We start from the raw sequence: 18,083 nt of genomic DNA on the forward strand, positions 1-18,083 counted from the left end.
GATTCGTTATTCCCCTTTCTCCACAAAGCCTCTAGCAAGAAGTCCCGCGTTCGTGCTGCTGCTGGCGATCGTCACTCCGGCAGATTCGAGCTTGGCTACTTGGTCGGCGAAATTCTGATTGTCCAATTCGGTGCCCAGCACATAACCTAAAATCTCAAGATGTCTGCCCTCTTTCGCCGCTTCTTCCTTCGCTTTGATAATCGCAGGAAGCATGACACCGACCGGATCCTCATGGGAGCCGAAGCCGATTACGAAGTCCATGAGAATAACGCCAACCGAAGGATCTTTTGCTTCTTGCAGGAATCTTGAAATGCGAGAAGTCGGATCGATCATTGGATGCGGCTTGCCCTTCGTATATTCATCATCACCGAAGTCGATGAACGTATGCGCCTGGCTCACATTCACGTCTTCCAGCCGGTATTCCTCGGTCTTTGGAATGTTGCTGTATACATCCTCATATTTCTCCATGGCCAGGTACATGGACTCGTCACACAAGGTGCCGCCGCAGAACAAGCCGCGAATGTACTTCTGTTCTGGAGACAATTTCCCTTTAATCTCTTCGATCAGCGGGAGATTCAGGGCACGCTTGTTGATCGTGCTCTCATCCGCGCCTGCAAGGACAACCGCTTTAAGCGCCGCTTCCTTGGTCGTTTTGGCGAAATGTCCGCCAGCCTTCACAACGTCCTCTTCCGACCCGCCGATGAAGCAAACGACAACAGGCTTTTTGCAATATTGAATTTCTGCCAGCACCTTCTCCTCAACGCTCTTAGCCGGCGGCTTGGAGATCAGCACGATCACCTTCGTCTCTTCGTCGTCGTTAAGTGCTTTCATACCGTCCAGCATCATGATGCCGCCGACTTGCTCGGTCAAATCTCTCCCGCCAGTTCCAATCAGCTGGGATACACCGCCGCCAAAGTCGTGGACGCGAACGCTGATCTCTTGGCTGCCTGTACCGGATGCGCCGACGATGCCGACATTCCCTTTTCTTACCTTATTAGCGAAACAAAGTCCGACATTTCCAATAATAGCGGTTCCACAATCCGGCCCCATCATCAGCAAGCCTTTTTCATGGGCCAGCTTCTTGAGTTCAATTTCATCCTCGATGCTGACGTTGTCGCTGAACAGCATGACGTGCAAATCGTTCTCCAGCGCTTTGCGAGCTTCTCTTGCCGCAAATGCACCATTGACGGAAATGACAGCCAGATTCGCATCCGGTATATTCTGTGCCGCAGAGTCAATCGTTGGGAACTTAATTTCGCTTGCACCCTTCGAGGTTGTTTTCTGTGTGAACAATTTCTCAATTTCAGCATATGCATTTTCGCTTAGTTCATCCGTTGCGGCTTTCACGACGATCATCAAATCACCGGTTTTTACTGCTTCAAGCTCCGGCGTAATCAGACCGACATTTCTAAGAACCTCCTTGTTCATTTCCGTTCCCATTGCAATTACGGCTTGCTCGACACCTTCAATTTGGTTCGCTTTCGTCGATAAAGACATCAGTGATACCGAATCAAAGTAAGTGTTTGGTTTTATAACAATTTTCGTTGACATACCTTACCTCCAGCTTTTTTTTCTGCACTGAGTTCAAGGCCGGATACGATTCCTATCGCAATATCTGTACCGGACGTAGAGCCGATATTCAGCACCGAGCCTAATGAAGCTCTCATGCTCTCCTCGCTCCCGACCGTCAAATCACGAAGCAACCGAATGAGGGATTCTCTGGCTTGCCCAGTGGCCGCTTTCTTTAATGTGATATAACTAATTTCATTCGTTCTGCCTATGGATTGAGCTGCAACCTGCATGCAAAATGACCGGCAGTGATATAAAGGGCTCATCGGCAGGTTGAACACGACAAATAGACCTACAAGAAAATCGTCCCCTGATGGCGTAAGTCCAAAGCCAAGTCCAACTAACCCGGCAGCTTCGCGCTCCGCTTGCTGCATGCTGCCGCGCGATATGGCCTGAAGCAGCAATCTCGACCGCTCGGCTAGCAATCTCGTTACCTCTTGATCGAAGCTGCTCCCGTCAGTATGGGATCGTTTCATTCCTCCGTTTTTCCCATAATGGTCAATGATTAATCTGGCTGCGTTCAAATTTCTTCTGAGTTGCTGTTCATTGGCCGGATAGGGTGGAAGAACGCTGTTCCATTTTTTCGCATCATCAAGCTTGATCTTTATTTTGTTCAAAATGCACAATGTATTATTCATCGCATAGACCCGGTCATCAATAGCGATATCCATTTCGCTGAAATGAGTAAACTCAGTCACTAGAGTATTTGGTCCATTATCTAAGCTTTCGTTGGCGATGGTGAACAATTCGCCCCGATCTTCGCTTTGAATGTTGAAGGTTCGATCAAAGATGCTATGCACTCGTCCGGTAAAATTGCCATGCTGTATCCGTTCGATAAAACAGCTGTCTCCGGAAATGGCCTGGCTTGAATAAGTCATGCGCTCTGCTTTGCTCCGGCTGTTGCCGCTTCCATAAACTGTGTTGTCGATTGGCTCTCAGACAAGTTCGCTCCTCCTTTTCTATTTATTTGTATTATGACCAAGATCCCGTCAGGCTATTAGAGCACTCTGCTGTACTGTCAATCTTTGTGGGGAGTGGAAAAAGAAGCTTTATTGTCAAATCCATGATAAGGTGTAAAATAAAAAAATGACGGTAGTATTCGAGTGTATTGCTTCCAAGTCTAAGCTTAGAAGATATCTGTTGTGAAATATCACACTTTTTACTCCCGTTGTTCTGCCTGACAACCCTATTCTAGTCCCGGGGCCTAAAACCGTCATTGTATAGCCAGACTAAAAATTGAGGCTTCTCATTGTGCATAGTGCATAATGATCAAGAGAAAGGGGCGAGCGAAGACAATGTTAACCATAAAGGATTTACTAGAAATTAAATCTATAGAAGGTATAAAGATTGTAGCTGTTGAAAGCGGTCTCAATAATGAGATTGCCATCGTCAACATTATCGAGAATCCAGATTCCTTCGACTGGTGGACCTCCAACGAGCTATTGCTCTCAACAGGCTATATTTTTAAAGATAATCAAGATCTGCAAAATAGAATTATTCAGGAGCTTGCGGAAATCAATTGTGCAGGACTGTGCATCAAGATGAAGCGATATTTCAATGAAATCCCGCAAAACATGATCGATGCAGCGAATAAATACGGACTGCCCTTGCTGGAGCTCCCCTTCGGATATACGCTCTCCAATCTCATATCGATCATTAATGAGAAGGCAACCGCCCGGTACGATGCGCTGAACCGCTCCTCGCTGGATGTGCACAATGCCCTGTTCCGAATAGCGCTGGAAGGCGGCGGTTTAAACCGCATTTCTGCAGAGCTGGCAGAGACGATCAATAATCCGGTCGTTATCGTGGATCACGATTGGAACCTGCTTCACTATACCGATTGGCAAGGCAACGAAGTTCCGCTAACAGCCTGTCTGCAGCTCGTCCATAATCGGCCTGTCTTCCCTAAGGAATTTACGGATACTGTTCCGCAGAACATCAGCGAAATCAAAAAGTCGATCAAGCGAATTTATCATTACGGCAATGGCCAGAAGCTCAAATGCCGAATTATGCCCGTGGCGGTCGCTAACCAATTATATGGATATATCGTGGTTCTGCAGACGGTTCGAGAGCTGGCAGAATTGGACTATATCGCACTGGAGCACTCCTCCTCCATCCTCGCCCTGGAACGAATCAAAGCGCGGGAAATCGAAGAGGTGAAGCTGAAAATCCGGCATGACTTCTTCGATGATCTGTTAACAGGCAAAATCAACTCGCCTCACACCTTGCGGACGCTATGCGATCTACACGGGCTCGAAGCGCATTATGCTTACTATTGTATGGTCGCTAACATTGATCGTGCGGAGCTGGAGAAATATGAAGATATGATTGAGATGAAGGTCGAACTGGAGCAGATCTCGAAGAAATGCGTGGAGCTGATCTATAGCTTGTCTGAACAAGCAGACGGGAAAGTTACGAGCTTTTATCGAAACAATCGTATTATCATACTCGTCGGCAAGCAAGAAAATAAGGCCAGTGTCGCCATCAATGACGTAAAGTCATTTGCGAGTGAACTGCAGGAGCTGCTGTCGCGTAAAATACCAGGAACGTCCTTCCTTATCGGCATAGGCAGACAGTATAAAACGATAGACTTGCTGCACAAGAGTTTCTCTGAAGCTCATGAAGCGATAAGGTTAATGCAGCGGTTCAATGATCAATACGTTGTTTCGCACTTTGAAGACTATTCGGTCTATCATTTTCTGGACTCCAACATAAAAGCCCCGGAGCTCGAAAGCTACTTTAATAGCACTCTTGGGCCGATATATGATCATGATCATGCCTATGGCACCAGCTTTATGATTACGCTGGAAAATTATTTCGCTTACAACCGCAACGTAAGTGAAGCAGCGAAAGCGATGTTCATCCATCGCAATACGTTCATTTACAGAATCGATAAGATCAAGGAAATCCTGAATACGGACTTGAAAAATTCCGAGGAACTGCTGCAAATTCAGCTGGCTCTGAAAATTTACCGGCTGCTTCACAAAAACTGATGTTCAGAACTATAATATAACTAGGGGCGCAACACTGCGGATTTATAAGCAGTATTGCGCCCCTTGAATTTTACATAAAACTATCGGATTTGGGACAAATCAGTGAATTGCCGTTATCCTCAGTGATAGTGCTGAAGCAATGACTCCCAGCCTTAGGCATTTTGCTAATGAACTCCTTTGTCGAGAAAATCCTGAAGCAACTTCTCACTGCTCTTCTCCAACTAGCGGAAAGAGCTTGGATTTGTCGGCGGCTAATGCTGAGACTTCATCATATACCGCAGAAGAAGCATACACGCAGGTCGACTGTTGTATCGCCTCAAGCACCGCCTGCTTATCGTCTATGCCGAAGGCCTTGCTCTCGATTTGCATAATGCCGGCACTTTTTACGCTCTCCGCCATCCATTGTCCCCCTTGCTTGCCTAGACAGACGAAGGCCACTTTACTGCCCTTGTCCATTTTAGAAATGTCTAAGAGCGTAGATATATTAGCAGCACCGATCGTTAAAAGAGGTTTAGAGCAATCGACCAGCAGAGCTCGAGCCTCGTCCGCATGATTCAGCGTAGTAATCATAACGTCGGCTTGGCGAATTGCTTCTTGCAGCTTATTCGAATGCTCCGCAATATCTTCAAAAAAAATAGTTGTGACTTCTACATTCTCTACTCGTTCCACTTGTGATCTATAAAACGGATAGTCATGGTAGCTCCTTAAATCTAAAGGAAATAAAAGATAGACCATTCCTCTGATCGTTTACAAGGTAATTGGTCTATTTAAAAGCCGGGTGTTCTTGATTATTAATTATAGTTTCCGATGCCGGATCCCCTCGCATCTAATTTACTTAATCAATCTTCCTACTCCTATAAGAGCTTCTCACTCACTGCCGCAGCTGTATTTTCCTTATTGAGGATCGACTCTTCCTTGGATCTTTTGAAGTATTCGGCATACAAAACGTCCAACAAATACAACTGGGAAATTTTCGCCGATAATGATCCCCCTTGCAGCGGGCCTTCATTGGCTCCGCAAAGCAAGGTTAGATCGGAAAATGAGGTTAAAGGCGATTTAACGAATCTTGTGATCGAGATGATCTTTGCGCCACGCTCTTTTGCCTTTTTTGCCACTTCAATATTGTCCTTGGTCGAGCCCGAATAAGAAATAATGACCGCCACATCACGCTCTGTCATTAAAGCCGCCGACATCATCTGGAGATGTGAATCGAAGGTACACTCCGCCTTATTCGTAATCCGCATAAATTTCACCTTTGCCTCCATCGCCGTGATGAGCGATGAACCTACACCGAAGAACATAATCCGTTCAGCGCCGATCAAATAATCAATCGCCTGATCGATCTTCTCGATATTCAGTAAATTGAAGGTTTCATTCAACGCGCTAATGTTGGAAGCCAGTACTTTCGAAGCGACCTGGTCAATAGTATCATCCATGAGCACCTGATCGGTAAGCTGTGGAATTTCATTATCCACCGTAATACTGTGGGCCAAGGCAATTTTAAATTCCTGATAGCCTTTATAGCTAAGCGATTTACAGAATCGGAAAATGCTGGACTCTCCGACATGACAAGCATCGGCAAGATCCGTAATCGACATGTAAACCACGCTTCTTGCATTTTCTAGAACATAGTCCGCGACCTTCTTCTCCGTGTTCGTCAAATTGTTGTATTTAGAGTGAATCGAAGTAAAAATACTCAATGGACGCAAATTTTCTCCCCCTATTGCAAAAATAATGATGCCGCTCCAAGAACGCCTGCTTTATTTCCAAGGGAGGCCTTCAAAATTTTCACATCACTATAACTTGGCATAACGATTGCTTTTGTTCTTGCTTCTACAAACCGGACTAAATCATCCTGCTCCATTACGCCGCCCCCAACGATAACAGCCGAAGGGTTAAAGATATGAATGATCGAGGTTAAGCCGAAGGCGACCTCATCCACCCATGCATGTAAAACCTGTTCCAGCCTCTTATTCCCTTGTTTGATTTTCTCAAATAATATTTTACCATTCTTGCAATCAGGGTCGACTCCTTCAGCCATTTGTACCAAAGCCGTCGTTGAGGCATATTTTTCATAGAAGCGCGGGGTCTCCCCCATGTTCAAGCCTGAAGGTGTATGAGTCATAATATGACCAAACTCGCCTGCCACGCCATTTGCGCCTTTATAGATTTCGCGATCTATAACGATGGCTCCGCCAATCCCTGTACCAAATGTTAAACATAAGAAGTCATTGAAGTGCCTGGCTGCGCCAAAGAATGCCTCGCCCAGCGCAGCCGCGTGTACATCGTTCTCGACCTTAACGGGTGTATGGAACCGCTCTTCCAGCATATCCTTTATTCTCATACCAGTGTAATTAGGTATATTTTCGTTAGCAAAGACGATAAATCCCGCTTCTGAATGAACTTGTCCAGCCGTACTGATCGCAATAGCATCAAAATTATCATAGTCCGCAAGCTTATCCATTAATCGTGCCATGACATGAGGGCCGCCCTGGCGGCTCTCCGTAGCATACTCCTGAAACTGTTCCAGGTTCCCCTGCTCGTCCGCAATACATATCTTTGTATTCGTTCCGCCAATATCCGCGGCTAATATTCTCATTCTCTCACAGCCTTCATGAACCGTTGCGTAATTTCCATCGGCCGCGTGATCGCTGAGCCAACGACTGCTGAATATACGCCCAGGTCGTACATTTTCTTCAATTGCTCCGGTGTAGATATCCCGCCTTCAGAGATGACGGGCACCGAAAGACGCGCAACGAGACGTTCCACCAATTCAAAATCAGGCAAAGGTTTCCCCTTGGTAGCTTTTGTGTATCCACTCAAGGTCGTGCCTACGAGATCAAAACCCAGATCTTCAGCGAGAATCCCTTCTTCATACGTAGAACAATCGGCCATGAATAGTTGATCCTGATACATCTCTCTAATCCGAGGGAACAATTCCGAAATTGTCGTTCCATCGGGCCTGATGCGGTTTGTCGCATCCATCGCGATGATATCCACGCCTTCATTGCGCAGAGCTTCAACTTCCTTTAATGTCGGCGTAATGAATACATCTGAACCAGCGTATACCTGCTTGATAATTCCGATGATCGGCAAATTAACATTTTTCTTAATCTCTCTAATATCATCAACGCTGTTAGCGCGAATGCCAGCAGCTCCTCCTAAATAGGCGGCGTATGCCATTCTCCCCATAATAAAAGGACTATGGAGCGGCTCCTCTGGCAATGCTTGGCAGGAAACAATTAAATTATGCTGGATCTCACTAAGAATTTTATGATCTGTATTCATCTGTAACCACTCCACGTTTTTATAAGATTATTACTCTTTCAATGCGCCAGCCGTTATGCCTGATGTAAAATAGCGTTGGAACAATACGAAGATGATCAGCATTGGAATTGCCGCCACGGTCGCTCCAGCTATTTTATAAGCAAAATTAGGATTAAGATCCTGCATCAATGTTGCGGTACCCACCATCAGTGTTTTCATCAATTTCTCCTGACCAACAACCAACTGCCACAAATAGTCATTCCAGCTTCGGAATCATCAAGCTTGAAACAAAAATAACATAAATAATATTGCTGAACTTAAAATTGATTTTTGAGAAAGCATAGGCTGCCATCGAACCAGCGCTGCTATACGTTCATCGAGGTTATGATAGATACATTCTCCTGAGCTTCCGCCAACATAAACGCCTTGTACCCCTTTGCCCAACAAGTACTCGCATAATTCCTTCGTCCGCGCTTCTGAAATGTTCCCTTCATCGTTATAGCATGCGTAGAAGGCGGGTAATATCCCATGAAACTTTTCTAATGAAGCTATTTTCTTTCCTCCTTAGTTGTCCGCATTTCATAGTTTTCGAATGGTCATGAGTCCTCGTATGTAGATTATTTTCTTCCCTATTTAATTTAAGGAAAATATTTTCGCCGGAAGTCATGACAACGTATTGCTTATAGCTGATGACACTCCTCCGTTCGATCAAACCACTGAAACCCTTACATAATACAGAGTTTTTAGTATTTGATTTCGGCTTCTTCTATATTTAATTTATCATGTTTTTTTGAGATTGTAAATTATTTTCTTTAAATTATTTTTTGTGAAAATTTCTTCCCGATATGAAAATAGCAAAATCCCCTCCCATTCCCATGGCATTCCGCGAGGTATTATAATAACATATAGTCAATTAATTACTAAGGAGATTATGCATATGACATTGGCGGACGTAATGACAAAGCTAGAAGAAATGGGCACTGAACAAACGAAAAGAACCTTCATTCGCCATGGCGCCAAGGAGCCTTTATTCGGTGTAAAAATCGGGGATTTAAAGAAGCTGGTAAAGCAAGTGTCGAAAGATCAAGACTTGGCATTGGCGCTCTTTGAATCAGGCAACTCTGATGCTATGTATTTAGCCGGTCTATCCGTCAACCCGCAAGCGATGACGAAGCCGCAGCTGGAGCATTGGGTCAAACAAGCTAACTGGTATATGCTTGCCGAATACACGGTCGCAAATGTAACTGCTGAAAGCCCCTTCGCCCTAGAGCTCACCCGGGAATGGATGCGCTCTGACGATGAAATGATCGCCACCTGCGGCTGGAGTGCATACGCCAATTATATATCGATTACTCCAGACGAACAGCTTGACCTAGAAGAGATCCGCTCTTTGCTGCGACAGATCGAATCCACAATTCATGAGGAGCAGAACCGTGTTCGATATACGATGAACACGTTCGTCATAATTACCGGAGCCTATGTGATACCTTTATACAATGATGCCATGAAAGCTGCCAGTAACATAGGCAAAGTCCATGTTGATGTCGGTCAAACCGCCTGCAAAGTTCCGCTAGCAGCCGAATATATTCAAAAAGTAGAGCAGCGCGGCAAGCTTGGCGTAAAGAAGAAGACTTGCATCTGTTAAGGCTTGCCGCGGTCTTGTCTTTCTAAAGATTGAGCAATATTTTTGCCACGGTGAAATAAATAACCAAGCCGGTACCATCCACTAGCGTCGTAATAAACGGGCCTGAAATCACGGCTGGATCGGCCTTCAGCTTATGCAAAATCAATGGCAGAATGGCTGCGACCAAAGACGCCCAAATTACGATCATCAATGCCGTAATGCCGACGACTAAGCCCACGTTAAGCTCTACTCCAAGCATCCATGCGCGAAGAAAAGCGATAACAAAAATAGTCGAGCCAGTCATCAGCCCCGTCATCATTTCCTTCTTGACAACGCGGAATATATCACGGAAATGCACCTCGCCTACTGCGAGTGCGCGGACAAGAGTTGAGACCGTCTGGGTTCCGGTATTTCCTCCGGTTCCGATGAGCAGCGGTATGAAAAAGGCAAGCGAAATCACTTCAGTTAACGTATCCTCATAATGCCGCAACACGGTGCCGGTATAAGCCTCGGCAACAAATAAGATAAGAAGCCAAATAATTCTTTTACGGTACAGATGAAATACGGAGGTCTTAAAATATACGTCCTCCAGCGGCTGGCTTCCGCCCAGCATTTGAATATCCTCTGTCGCCTCCTCCTGCATGACGTCGATCAGATCATCGACAGTAACGGCACCGATCAAGCGCTGTTGCGCATCCACCACCGGCAGAGCAACCCAGTCGTAACGAGATAACAGCTCTGCTGTTTCCTCTTGCCCCATTGTGGCCGGCACAGAAATAGGCTCATCTGCAATTTCCCGCAGCTCGGTATGCGGGTCAGCCAGAATAATTTTTTTGAGCGAAACTACGCCCCGCAGTTCCCCTTTCATTCCTGTTACATAAATATAGGCCGTAATCTCTGCTTCGCGTCCCACCTTACGTATGTGCTCCAGCGTCGTTTCCATCGTCCAATGTCCGGGTGCGGCAATATAGTCGATCGTTGCCAAGCTTCCTGCTGTCTCTTCCGGAAATGTCATTAAGGTCTGAATTTGCTCGCGATAATCATCCGGCAGCAGTGTCAGTAATTTATCCGCCTGGTATCGATGAATCGCCAGCATCATATCCGCCACGATATCACTGGGCAGCTCATTGAGAATGGTTGAGGTCAGTTCAACGTCCAGATGATGCAAAATTTGATATTGGAGCAGCGGCTCCACAAACTCCAATATTTCCGCAGATACAATCGGAGGCAGAAGCTCCATTAGCTTCAGTTGTTCCTCTGATTTTAATTTCTCCAAACTTTCTGCCAAATCAATCGGTCTGAAAGCTTCCACAAATGAAAGCATTTGATCTATATCTGCTGTCAGGATCTTTTGCCGCATTTGATTAAGATCGATCATTTTAACGTACTCCTTTGAACATGTTGTTAAAGCTTAATATTCTATTGTAACACGTAATGTAAAGTGAAATAAGACTATCCATTTTCCAAGGGTATAAGGCAACAACTTTCATCAGACAATAAAATCATGTCAACAGCCATCATGAAGCAACCTGCTTTTGATTTGATTGCCAGTGAAACCGCTAACAGATACGATGTTTGTAGGATATATGAACTACACAGCATCTTCAGATTCAACAATATTTTATTCGTGGAGGTCAAAAAAATATGGACACTACAGAATCAACTAGTTTCAAAGTTCTAGTCCAGCGCTTCGGGAGATTTTTGAGCGGAATGTTCATGCCGAACATCGGGGCTTTTATCGCCTGGGGTCTCATCACCGCATTATTCATCCCGACCGGCTGGTTTCCGAATGAAAGTTTTGCTTCCTTAGTAGACCCAATGATCAAATATTTGCTTCCTTTGCTCATTGGCTATACGGGCGGCAGGATGGTTCACGATGTACGGGGCGGTGTCATTGGCGCAGTCGTCACGATGGGCGTCATTGTCGGAGCCGAGATTCCAATGTTCCTAGGAGCTATGATCGTTGGGCCGCTCAGCGCATGGGTCTTGAAGAAGTTCGATAAATCCGTTGAAGGAAAAATTCCATCGGGATTTGAAATGCTGATCAATAACTTCTCCTTGGGTATTCTAGGGGGCGGTATAGCCCTCATTGCTTTCAAGGGGATCGGCCCGATCGTTCAGTCGATTAGCAACGTGCTTGCTGCCGGCGTTGATTTCTTGATCAACACGGGCTTGCTGCCGCTGGCTAACCTGATCATTGAGCCTGCCAAAGTATTGTTCCTTAATAACGCAATCAATCACGGTATTCTTGGCCCATTAGCATTGGAGCAAGTCCACACTGCGGGCAAGTCGATTATTTACATGCTGGAGTCCAACCCTGGGCCTGGTCTAGGTATCCTGTTAGCCTACTGGTTGTTCGGCAGAGGCTCGGTCAAGCAATCTGCACCTGGTGCGGTGATCATTCATTTCTTTGGTGGTATTCATGAAATTTATTTCCCTTACATCTTGATGAACCCACGTTTGATTCTTGCTGTGATCGGCGGCGGTATGGCCGGTACATTCACCTTCTCGCTTCTTGGTGCCGGACTTGCAGGAGCTCCTTCCCCGGGAAGCATCCTTGCCTACTTGCCTTTGACACCTAAGGGTGGATTCCTTGCCATGTTCAGTGGCGTATTGGTAGCAGCACTCGTTTCCTTCTTAATCGCATCTCTTCTATTGAAAACAAGCAAGTCTAATGTCGATGAAGATTTGGAAGCTGCAACAACAAAAATGAAGGAAATGAAAGCAAGCTCCAAAGGAAACGCGGCGCCTGCCTCCGCTTCCGAAAACCAAGCGGTTAAATCGAAGGACGAAGTTAACAAAATCGTATTCTCCTGCGATGCCGGAATGGGTTCAAGTGCGATGGGCGCTTCTATACTTCGGAAAAAAGTTAATGCCGCAGGCCTGCCGATTACGGTCATTAATACAGCGATCAATGACATCCCAAATGATGCGGATATCGTCATCACGCATATGACGCTGACGGATCGGGCTCGTCAGAAGAACCCGCATGCAGAGCATATATCCATCGATAACTTCTTAAAGAGTCCTGAATATGATGCGCTCATCGAAAGATTGAGCAAATGATTGCAAGCTTGGCGCTGACAGTATTCTGTCGGCGTTAAGCTCATTTCTCTCGTGAAGGGAATGATGCCGTATCGTAATGTCAACTAGACAGCGTCGGATCGTAGAGCTGTTGTTCAATCAACAGAATGAAATTACAGCCGCTGAGATCGCTGCCGAGATTGGAACCAGTACACGAACCATTCACAGGGAGCTAATTGATATCGAACCTGCCCTCGCGGCTCATGGCATTACTCTTCACAAGAAATCCGGAATCGGCATCAAAGTCGAAGCAGACAGTGAGCAAATTGAATTATTCAAGCAGGAGCTTAATTTATCTGTGCCAGCGGAATATTCATCGTATGAGCGTAAAGTGCTAATCCTATGCAAGCTGCTCCAATATGATGAGCCAGTAAAATTATTTACGCTTGCCCATGAACTAAATGTGACGATGCCTACGATCAGTAACGACTTGGATCAGCTTGAGGAACATATCAACGAGCAGCAACTAACATTAGTCAGAAAACGCGGCTACGGCGTCGAATTATCGGGTAAAGAGCAAGCGAAGCGAAAAATGATCAGCTTTCTGGCGATCAAGTATTTGGATGATTCTGATTTATTCGAACAAAAGGACGACAAGATCGACCAGAGCGTGGTGCATCCGTTAACGAACCAGCTTCTATTGATGGTCGGCAAAGATCTATTTTTCAAGCTCGAAAGAGCTCTATGGCAGCTTAACAAGCAATGGCCAACCCGTTTGTCCGAAGCGGCTTACACCCGCTTGTTAATCCGGCTGTCTGTAGCTTTTACCCGAATCCAGCAAGGCTGCATCATCGATCCTAAATCTGATGTTCCTCCTGCTGCATCAGCCTACCATGCGTCCGCTATGGACAGTGGCCAACTTGTCCGGCTTCTAGAGCTGCTCGATTTGCAGCTCCCTCAGGAGGAGGAAGCCTATATTGACAGCTTGCTCAAGGGCGAAGCACAGCATGAGCTTGGACTTTTGATAAACCACAACGACATGTCTCTCATTGAGACAGTAACTGAATTAATCCGGTTCATTGAGAGTAAGACACAAATTTCATTTATGGATGACCGCTCGTTGGTTGAAGGTTTGATCCAGCATATGCACCCTGCCTTTCAAAGGATTTCAAGCGGCCTTGCCATTCGAAATCCAATACTAACGCAGATCAAAAAAGACTACGATCAGCTATTTGCCCTGGTCAGGCAAGGCGTTGACGAATTTGTGCAAGACATTCACGTGCCGGATGAGGAAATCGGATATATCGTTATGCATTTCGGAGCGGCCATTGAGCGCCTAAAGCAAATTCCCTGGAAGGTGCGGGCGGTACTTGTCTGCACTAGCGGCATCGGATCGTCCAAGCTCCTTGCGGTACGGATCTCTAAGGAGCTGCCGCAAATTGAATTGACCGGTCATCTTTCCTGGTACGAGGCCGTGCGGCTGCCCACCGATGATTATGATTTGATCATTTCTACCGTTAATTTACCGTTAGCCTCCGACAGGTACATCAAGATTAGCCCTCTGCTCACGGAGGATGAAACTGACAAGCTAAGATCCTTTATTCATGAGATTACATTGAAAAACATGGAGCCCTCCTCCGTTCCGATTACGGATTCAGATCACGGTCCTCTGGATCGGCTAAGACAGCTCCACATTTACTCTGATATTATTGTGCGACTTCTGGATGGATTCAAGATTCATGCAATGGAACTGGCGTCCGGAGGCCCTGGCCTGGAAAGTCAGCTACTGCATATGTTATCGACGATCGACCAGCCGAGCATATTGTTAAACAAAGAAAAGATTGTCCAGCAGCTGCTGGTTCGGGAACAGCAAGGCAGCCTGGTCATGCCCGATTCGGAAATCGCCTTAATGCACACGCGAAGCGAGTGGGTACAGCAACCGGTCATCTCCCTATTTCGTTACGATATGCCGTTAGAACTGAATCATGAGGCCGGTGCCGTTAAGCAAATTCTTCTGATGCTCGGTCCGATGAAGCTGGAGAAGGCCAGCCTTGAATTGTTGAGCGAAATTAGTGGAATGCTGCTCCTAACCGAGATGATTACTTTACTGGAGGGAGGGAGCAAAGAAGAAATCAGAAGCTTTATCTCCAGGCAGCTGGAGAAATATTTAATCAGAAAAATGGATTGGAGAGAATAAACCATGGCTATTCTATCTAAAGATAAAGTAAGACTGAACGTAAAGGTTCAAGATAAATATGAAGCGATTCGCATGGTGGGCCAAATGCTGGTGGACGCAGGTCACGCGCCGGCGGATTATATCGAGAAAATGATCGAACGCGAGGACTCCCTTTCCACTTACCTCGGTGGGGGGCTGGCGATGCCGCATGGCACAAATGAAGCGAAAACGATGATTAAATCTACGGGAATGGCTATTCTTACCGCACCAGAAGGCATTGACTTCGGCGGCGATGAGCCCGCGCAACTGGTCATTGGACTTGCTGCAATCCGTGATGATCACATGGAAATTTTGACGAATGTAGCTGTGCTTGTTTCTGACGACGATGAAATGAAACGAATCGTGAATGCAACGTCTGAAGATGAACTCATTTCGATTTTTGAACAGGGGATGAGCGAATGAAAGCCGTACATTTTGGAGCCGGCAACATCGGTCGAGGGTTCATCGGATTATTGCTCTCGAAATCCGGATACGAGGTTACCTTCGTCGATGTCAACGATACGTTGGTCGAGCTATTGCGGAGCAAGCGCCAATATACGGTTACTTTGGCGAATGAACAGGCTGACTCAATCACTGTCGAGAATGTAACCGCCATTGATGGCAAGAATACGGCTCTGGTCGCTGAGGCGATAGCTGATGCCGACATTGTGACGACTGCCGTAGGTGTTTCCGTATTGAAGCACATCGCCGGGGCTATTGCCCAGGGCATTGAGCTGAGACTGTCTCATAGCGGGCGCCCTCTTCATATCATTGCCTGTGAAAATGCCATTGGAGGCAGCACACAACTTAAAAATCACGTATATGAGCATCTGTCGGAAACAATGAGGGTGCAGGCCGAACTGACAATTGCGTTTCCTGACGCCGCCGTTGATCGAATCGTACCGCTTCAGCAGCATGAAGATCCATTGCTCGTAACGGTTGAACCTTTCTATGAATGGACAGTGGATCGCTCGGCCATGCGCGGGGATTTCAAAGAAATTGATGGCGTTCATTATGTAGATCAATTGCTTCCTTATATTGAACGCAAGCTGTTCACCGTGAATACAGGCCACTGCATTGCCGCCTATCACGGCTTCCTCAGCGGCTATAAGACAATTCAGGAAGCGTTGAAAGATCCTGTTGTCCTTGTCGAAGTATTAGGAGCTTTACTTGAATCGGGAGCGATGCTCGTAAAAACGTATTCGTTCGACGAAGCCTCTCATCAGCAGTACATCGAGCAAATTCTAGAGCGCTTTATCAACCCGTATTTAACGGATGAAATCGGACGTGTTGGACGCTCTCCGATTCGGAAGGTTTCTCCAAATGATCGGCTGGTAAGGCCCGCATTGTTGGCTTATAAACTGGATATACCTGTTCCCCATCTGACTAGAGCTGTTGCGGCTGCCCTGCTATTCAATGAGAGCAGTGACCCGGAATCGACCGAGCTGCAAGCTTATATCCGTGAACATGGCGTCCATGCAGCCATTGAGAAATACACAGAGCTTCCTAGGGAGCACCCGCTCCATGCTCAAATTTTTGATGAGTACGCCAAGCTTACTGAGCAGCACTCCCAAGCATCAACTAACTAAACTAACTAAAATATACGCCGATAGATTGCAGCGCACTTGTATGCCTGAATCTATCGGCTTCTATTTTTCGCACATTAAGTGTGGAAGTCTATTGCTCAAATCGAAACTTAATAGGGGTAAATATTTGAAATTTCATTATTTCGTTATCCATAAGATCATTAATTTAAAATTAATTTAAAAAAATAATATTTTAATTACAAAATGTTTAAATTAATCTGTTACAATACAATAACACTGATCTAAAATAAAATATAAGGATAGGGATGAAACTTGAAATCTACTGCTAATACACAGCAACCAGATCTACAAAACATCAAGAAATTGCCGATTTTGATCTCGCTCATCATCGGTGCTTTTTTCTCCATTCTCAATGAAACACTGCTCAATATCGCTTTGCCGAAGCTCGAAGTCGCATTGGAAGTATCCGCTTCTACCCTGCAGTGGCTGGCGACGGGCTACATGCTTGTCGTTGGTGTGCTTATCCCTGTTTCGGCGCTGCTGGTGCAATGGTTTACGACTAGACAGATGTTTCTCGGTGCCATGGTGTTGTTTACAGCAGGTACGCTCCTTTGCGGAGTGGCCCCCAGCTTTGAATTGCTGCTAGTGGGCCGCTTGCTTCAAGCGAGCGGTGCGGGACTTATGCTGCCCGTCATGATGAACACGATTCTCGTGCTTTATCCGCCGGAGACTCGCGGCGCTGCCATGGGTACCATCGGACTTGTTATTATGTTTGCCCCCGCGATCGGCCCTACGCTTTCGGGCTTGATTCTACAGGTTGCGGACTGGCGCTGGCTATTTTTCCTGGTGCTTCCCTTCGCTGTATTATCGATTATCGTTTCATTTATTTTCTTGAGGAATGTAACGACCATAACTAAACCTAAAGTGGACTTGCTCTCGATTCTACTGTCCACGCTTGGCTTTGGCGGGGTTGTGTTCGGATTCAGCAGTGCGGGCAAAGCGGATACGACGTGGGCTAGCCCGGAGGTTTATGTCCCCTTAATCGTGGGTGGAGCATCGCTATTGCTTTTCGTAATTAGGCAATTGAAATCGAATGAACCTATGCTCGATTTTCGCGTCTTTAAGTATCCGATGTTTACGCTAACGACGCTGATGCTCATCATCGCGATGATGACGATGTTCTCTACGATGCTCCTGCTTCCTTTCCTCATGCAAGGGGTATTCCTGATGACAACCTTTGCCGCAGGACTAGTTCTGCTTCCAGGCGGCCTGCTCAACGGTCTCGTCTCGCCGATTACTGGCCGGCTGTTCGATAAATTCGGCCCGCGCGCGCTCGTCATACCTGGCAGCAGCTTGCTGCTCATTATTATGTGGCTGTTTACGCGGATCAATTTGCAGACGACTACGACCACTTTGGTGATCCTGCACGTTCTACTGATGATTGCCATAGCGATGATCATGATGCCTACGCAAACAAATGGTTTGAATCAATTGCCGCAGCGCTTGTATCCTCACGGAACAGCTGTACTCAACACCTTGCAGCAAATTTCCGGGGCGATCGGCGTCGCTCTGTTTATCAGCATTATGACGTCGGGACAGCAGTCTTACTTCAAGACTTTGACGGCCGAACCAACCGCTGCACAAATGGCGGAAGGCTTGCTATCAGGTATTCATAGAGCCTTTGTAGTCGGCTTGGTGTTTGCGGTTATTGCTCTACTTATCTCGCTGTTCACAAAACGAACGAAGGCTCCCGTGGAACAAATCGCTGCAAGCACTACATCTTAATTAGAGCAATTACAAAGGACGCTACCCAGCCCTAACGGGCAAGGAAGCGTCCTTTGCTG

At 46.3% G+C, this 18,083-nt stretch carries 16 protein-coding genes; 7 read left to right on the forward strand and 9 right to left on the reverse strand.

The genetic code is table 11. The annotated features are described in order from the left end of the window. Positions 1-6 precede the first annotated feature (6 nt). Positions 7-1,551, reverse strand: a complete 1,545-nt coding sequence (fdrA, locus tag CZ379_RS18235) for an acyl-CoA synthetase FdrA (RefSeq protein WP_110932926.1) — start codon at positions 1,549-1,551, stop codon at positions 7-9. After that, positions 1,530-2,447: an oxamate carbamoyltransferase subunit AllH family protein gene (locus tag CZ379_RS18240; RefSeq protein WP_110932927.1), complete on the reverse strand. Its 918-nt coding sequence runs from the start codon at positions 2,445-2,447 to the stop codon at positions 1,530-1,532. Before CZ379_RS18240 ends, fdrA begins: the two co-directional genes overlap by 22 nt. Before the next feature lie 417 nt (positions 2,448-2,864). Here CZ379_RS18240 and CZ379_RS18245 point away from each other — a divergent pair, with 417 nt between their 5' ends. Further along, positions 2,865-4,562: a PucR family transcriptional regulator gene (locus CZ379_RS18245; RefSeq protein WP_110932928.1), complete on the forward strand. Its 1,698-nt coding sequence runs from the start codon at positions 2,865-2,867 to the stop codon at positions 4,560-4,562. Positions 4,563-4,766: 204 nt separating this feature from the next. Here the strand turns inward: CZ379_RS18245 and CZ379_RS18250 are convergent, their stop codons facing one another. The 6 genes from CZ379_RS18250 to CZ379_RS18275 form a co-directional block, all read right to left on the reverse strand. Then, positions 4,767-5,231 carry a hypothetical protein gene (locus CZ379_RS18250; protein ID WP_110932929.1) on the reverse strand — a complete coding sequence of 155 codons (465 nt, stop codon included), beginning with the start codon at positions 5,229-5,231 and terminating at the stop codon, positions 4,767-4,769. A 185-nt stretch (positions 5,232-5,416) separates the two neighbouring features. Next, entirely contained in the window at positions 5,417-6,271 is an 855-nt protein-coding gene (locus CZ379_RS18255; RefSeq protein WP_110932930.1) for a MurR/RpiR family transcriptional regulator, read from the reverse strand. Positions 6,272-6,282: 11 nt separating this feature from the next. Then, entirely contained in the window at positions 6,283-7,161 is an 879-nt protein-coding gene (locus tag CZ379_RS18260; protein ID WP_110932931.1) for an ROK family protein, read from the reverse strand. Beyond that, a complete protein-coding gene (locus CZ379_RS18265) occupies positions 7,158-7,850 on the reverse strand; it encodes an N-acetylmannosamine-6-phosphate 2-epimerase (protein WP_110932932.1) in 693 nt (230 codons plus the stop codon). The genes CZ379_RS18260 and CZ379_RS18265 overlap by 4 nt, the downstream gene beginning before the upstream one ends. A 30-nt stretch (positions 7,851-7,880) precedes the next feature. Beyond that, positions 7,881-8,048, reverse strand: a complete 168-nt coding sequence (locus CZ379_RS26280) for a sugar ABC transporter permease (protein WP_234404949.1) — start codon at positions 8,046-8,048, stop codon at positions 7,881-7,883. Positions 8,049-8,105: 57 nt separating this feature from the next. Beyond that, positions 8,106-8,381 carry a dihydrodipicolinate synthase family protein gene (locus CZ379_RS18275; protein ID WP_110932933.1) on the reverse strand — a complete coding sequence of 92 codons (276 nt, stop codon included), beginning with the start codon at positions 8,379-8,381 and terminating at the stop codon, positions 8,106-8,108. 385 nt (positions 8,382-8,766) lie between these two features. Between CZ379_RS18275 and CZ379_RS18280 the strand changes: the two genes are divergently transcribed. Next, on the forward strand, positions 8,767-9,474 hold the full coding sequence (locus CZ379_RS18280; protein WP_110932934.1) for a DNA alkylation repair protein: 708 nt from the start codon (positions 8,767-8,769) through the stop codon (positions 9,472-9,474). A 22-nt stretch (positions 9,475-9,496) separates the two neighbouring features. Here CZ379_RS18280 and mgtE read toward each other — a convergent pair whose 3' ends face one another. Further along, positions 9,497-10,831 carry a magnesium transporter gene (gene mgtE / locus CZ379_RS18285; RefSeq protein WP_110932935.1) on the reverse strand — a complete coding sequence of 445 codons (1,335 nt, stop codon included), beginning with the start codon at positions 10,829-10,831 and terminating at the stop codon, positions 9,497-9,499. A 266-nt stretch (positions 10,832-11,097) separates the two neighbouring features. On the opposite strand from mgtE, the gene CZ379_RS18290 reads away from it, so the two are divergent. The 5 genes from CZ379_RS18290 (at position 11,098) to CZ379_RS18310 (ending at position 18,024) form a co-directional block, all read left to right on the forward strand. Then, complete coding sequence (locus CZ379_RS18290; protein ID WP_110932936.1) at positions 11,098-12,519, forward strand: PTS mannitol transporter subunit IIBC; 1,422 nt, start codon at positions 11,098-11,100, stop codon at positions 12,517-12,519. A 76-nt stretch (positions 12,520-12,595) separates the two neighbouring features. Next, positions 12,596-14,674: a BglG family transcription antiterminator gene (locus CZ379_RS18295; RefSeq protein ID WP_110932937.1), complete on the forward strand. Its 2,079-nt coding sequence runs from the start codon at positions 12,596-12,598 to the stop codon at positions 14,672-14,674. Between the two features lie 3 nt (positions 14,675-14,677). Continuing rightward, on the forward strand, positions 14,678-15,115 hold the full coding sequence (locus CZ379_RS18300; protein ID WP_110932938.1) for a PTS mannitol transporter subunit IIA: 438 nt from the start codon (positions 14,678-14,680) through the stop codon (positions 15,113-15,115). Next, positions 15,112-16,281 carry a mannitol-1-phosphate 5-dehydrogenase gene (locus CZ379_RS18305; RefSeq protein ID WP_110932939.1) on the forward strand — a complete coding sequence of 390 codons (1,170 nt, stop codon included), beginning with the start codon at positions 15,112-15,114 and terminating at the stop codon, positions 16,279-16,281. The genes CZ379_RS18300 and CZ379_RS18305 overlap by 4 nt, the downstream gene beginning before the upstream one ends. A gap of 270 nt (positions 16,282-16,551) precedes the next feature. Next, on the forward strand, positions 16,552-18,024 hold the full coding sequence (locus CZ379_RS18310) for a DHA2 family efflux MFS transporter permease subunit (RefSeq protein WP_110932940.1): 1,473 nt from the start codon (positions 16,552-16,554) through the stop codon (positions 18,022-18,024). The last annotated feature ends 59 nt before the right edge of the window (positions 18,025-18,083 follow it).

The sequence above is a fragment of the Paenibacillus bouchesdurhonensis genome, from assembly GCF_900155685.1.
In the GTDB taxonomy this organism is placed as follows: Bacteria; Bacillota; Bacilli; order Paenibacillales; family Paenibacillaceae; genus Fontibacillus; species Fontibacillus bouchesdurhonensis.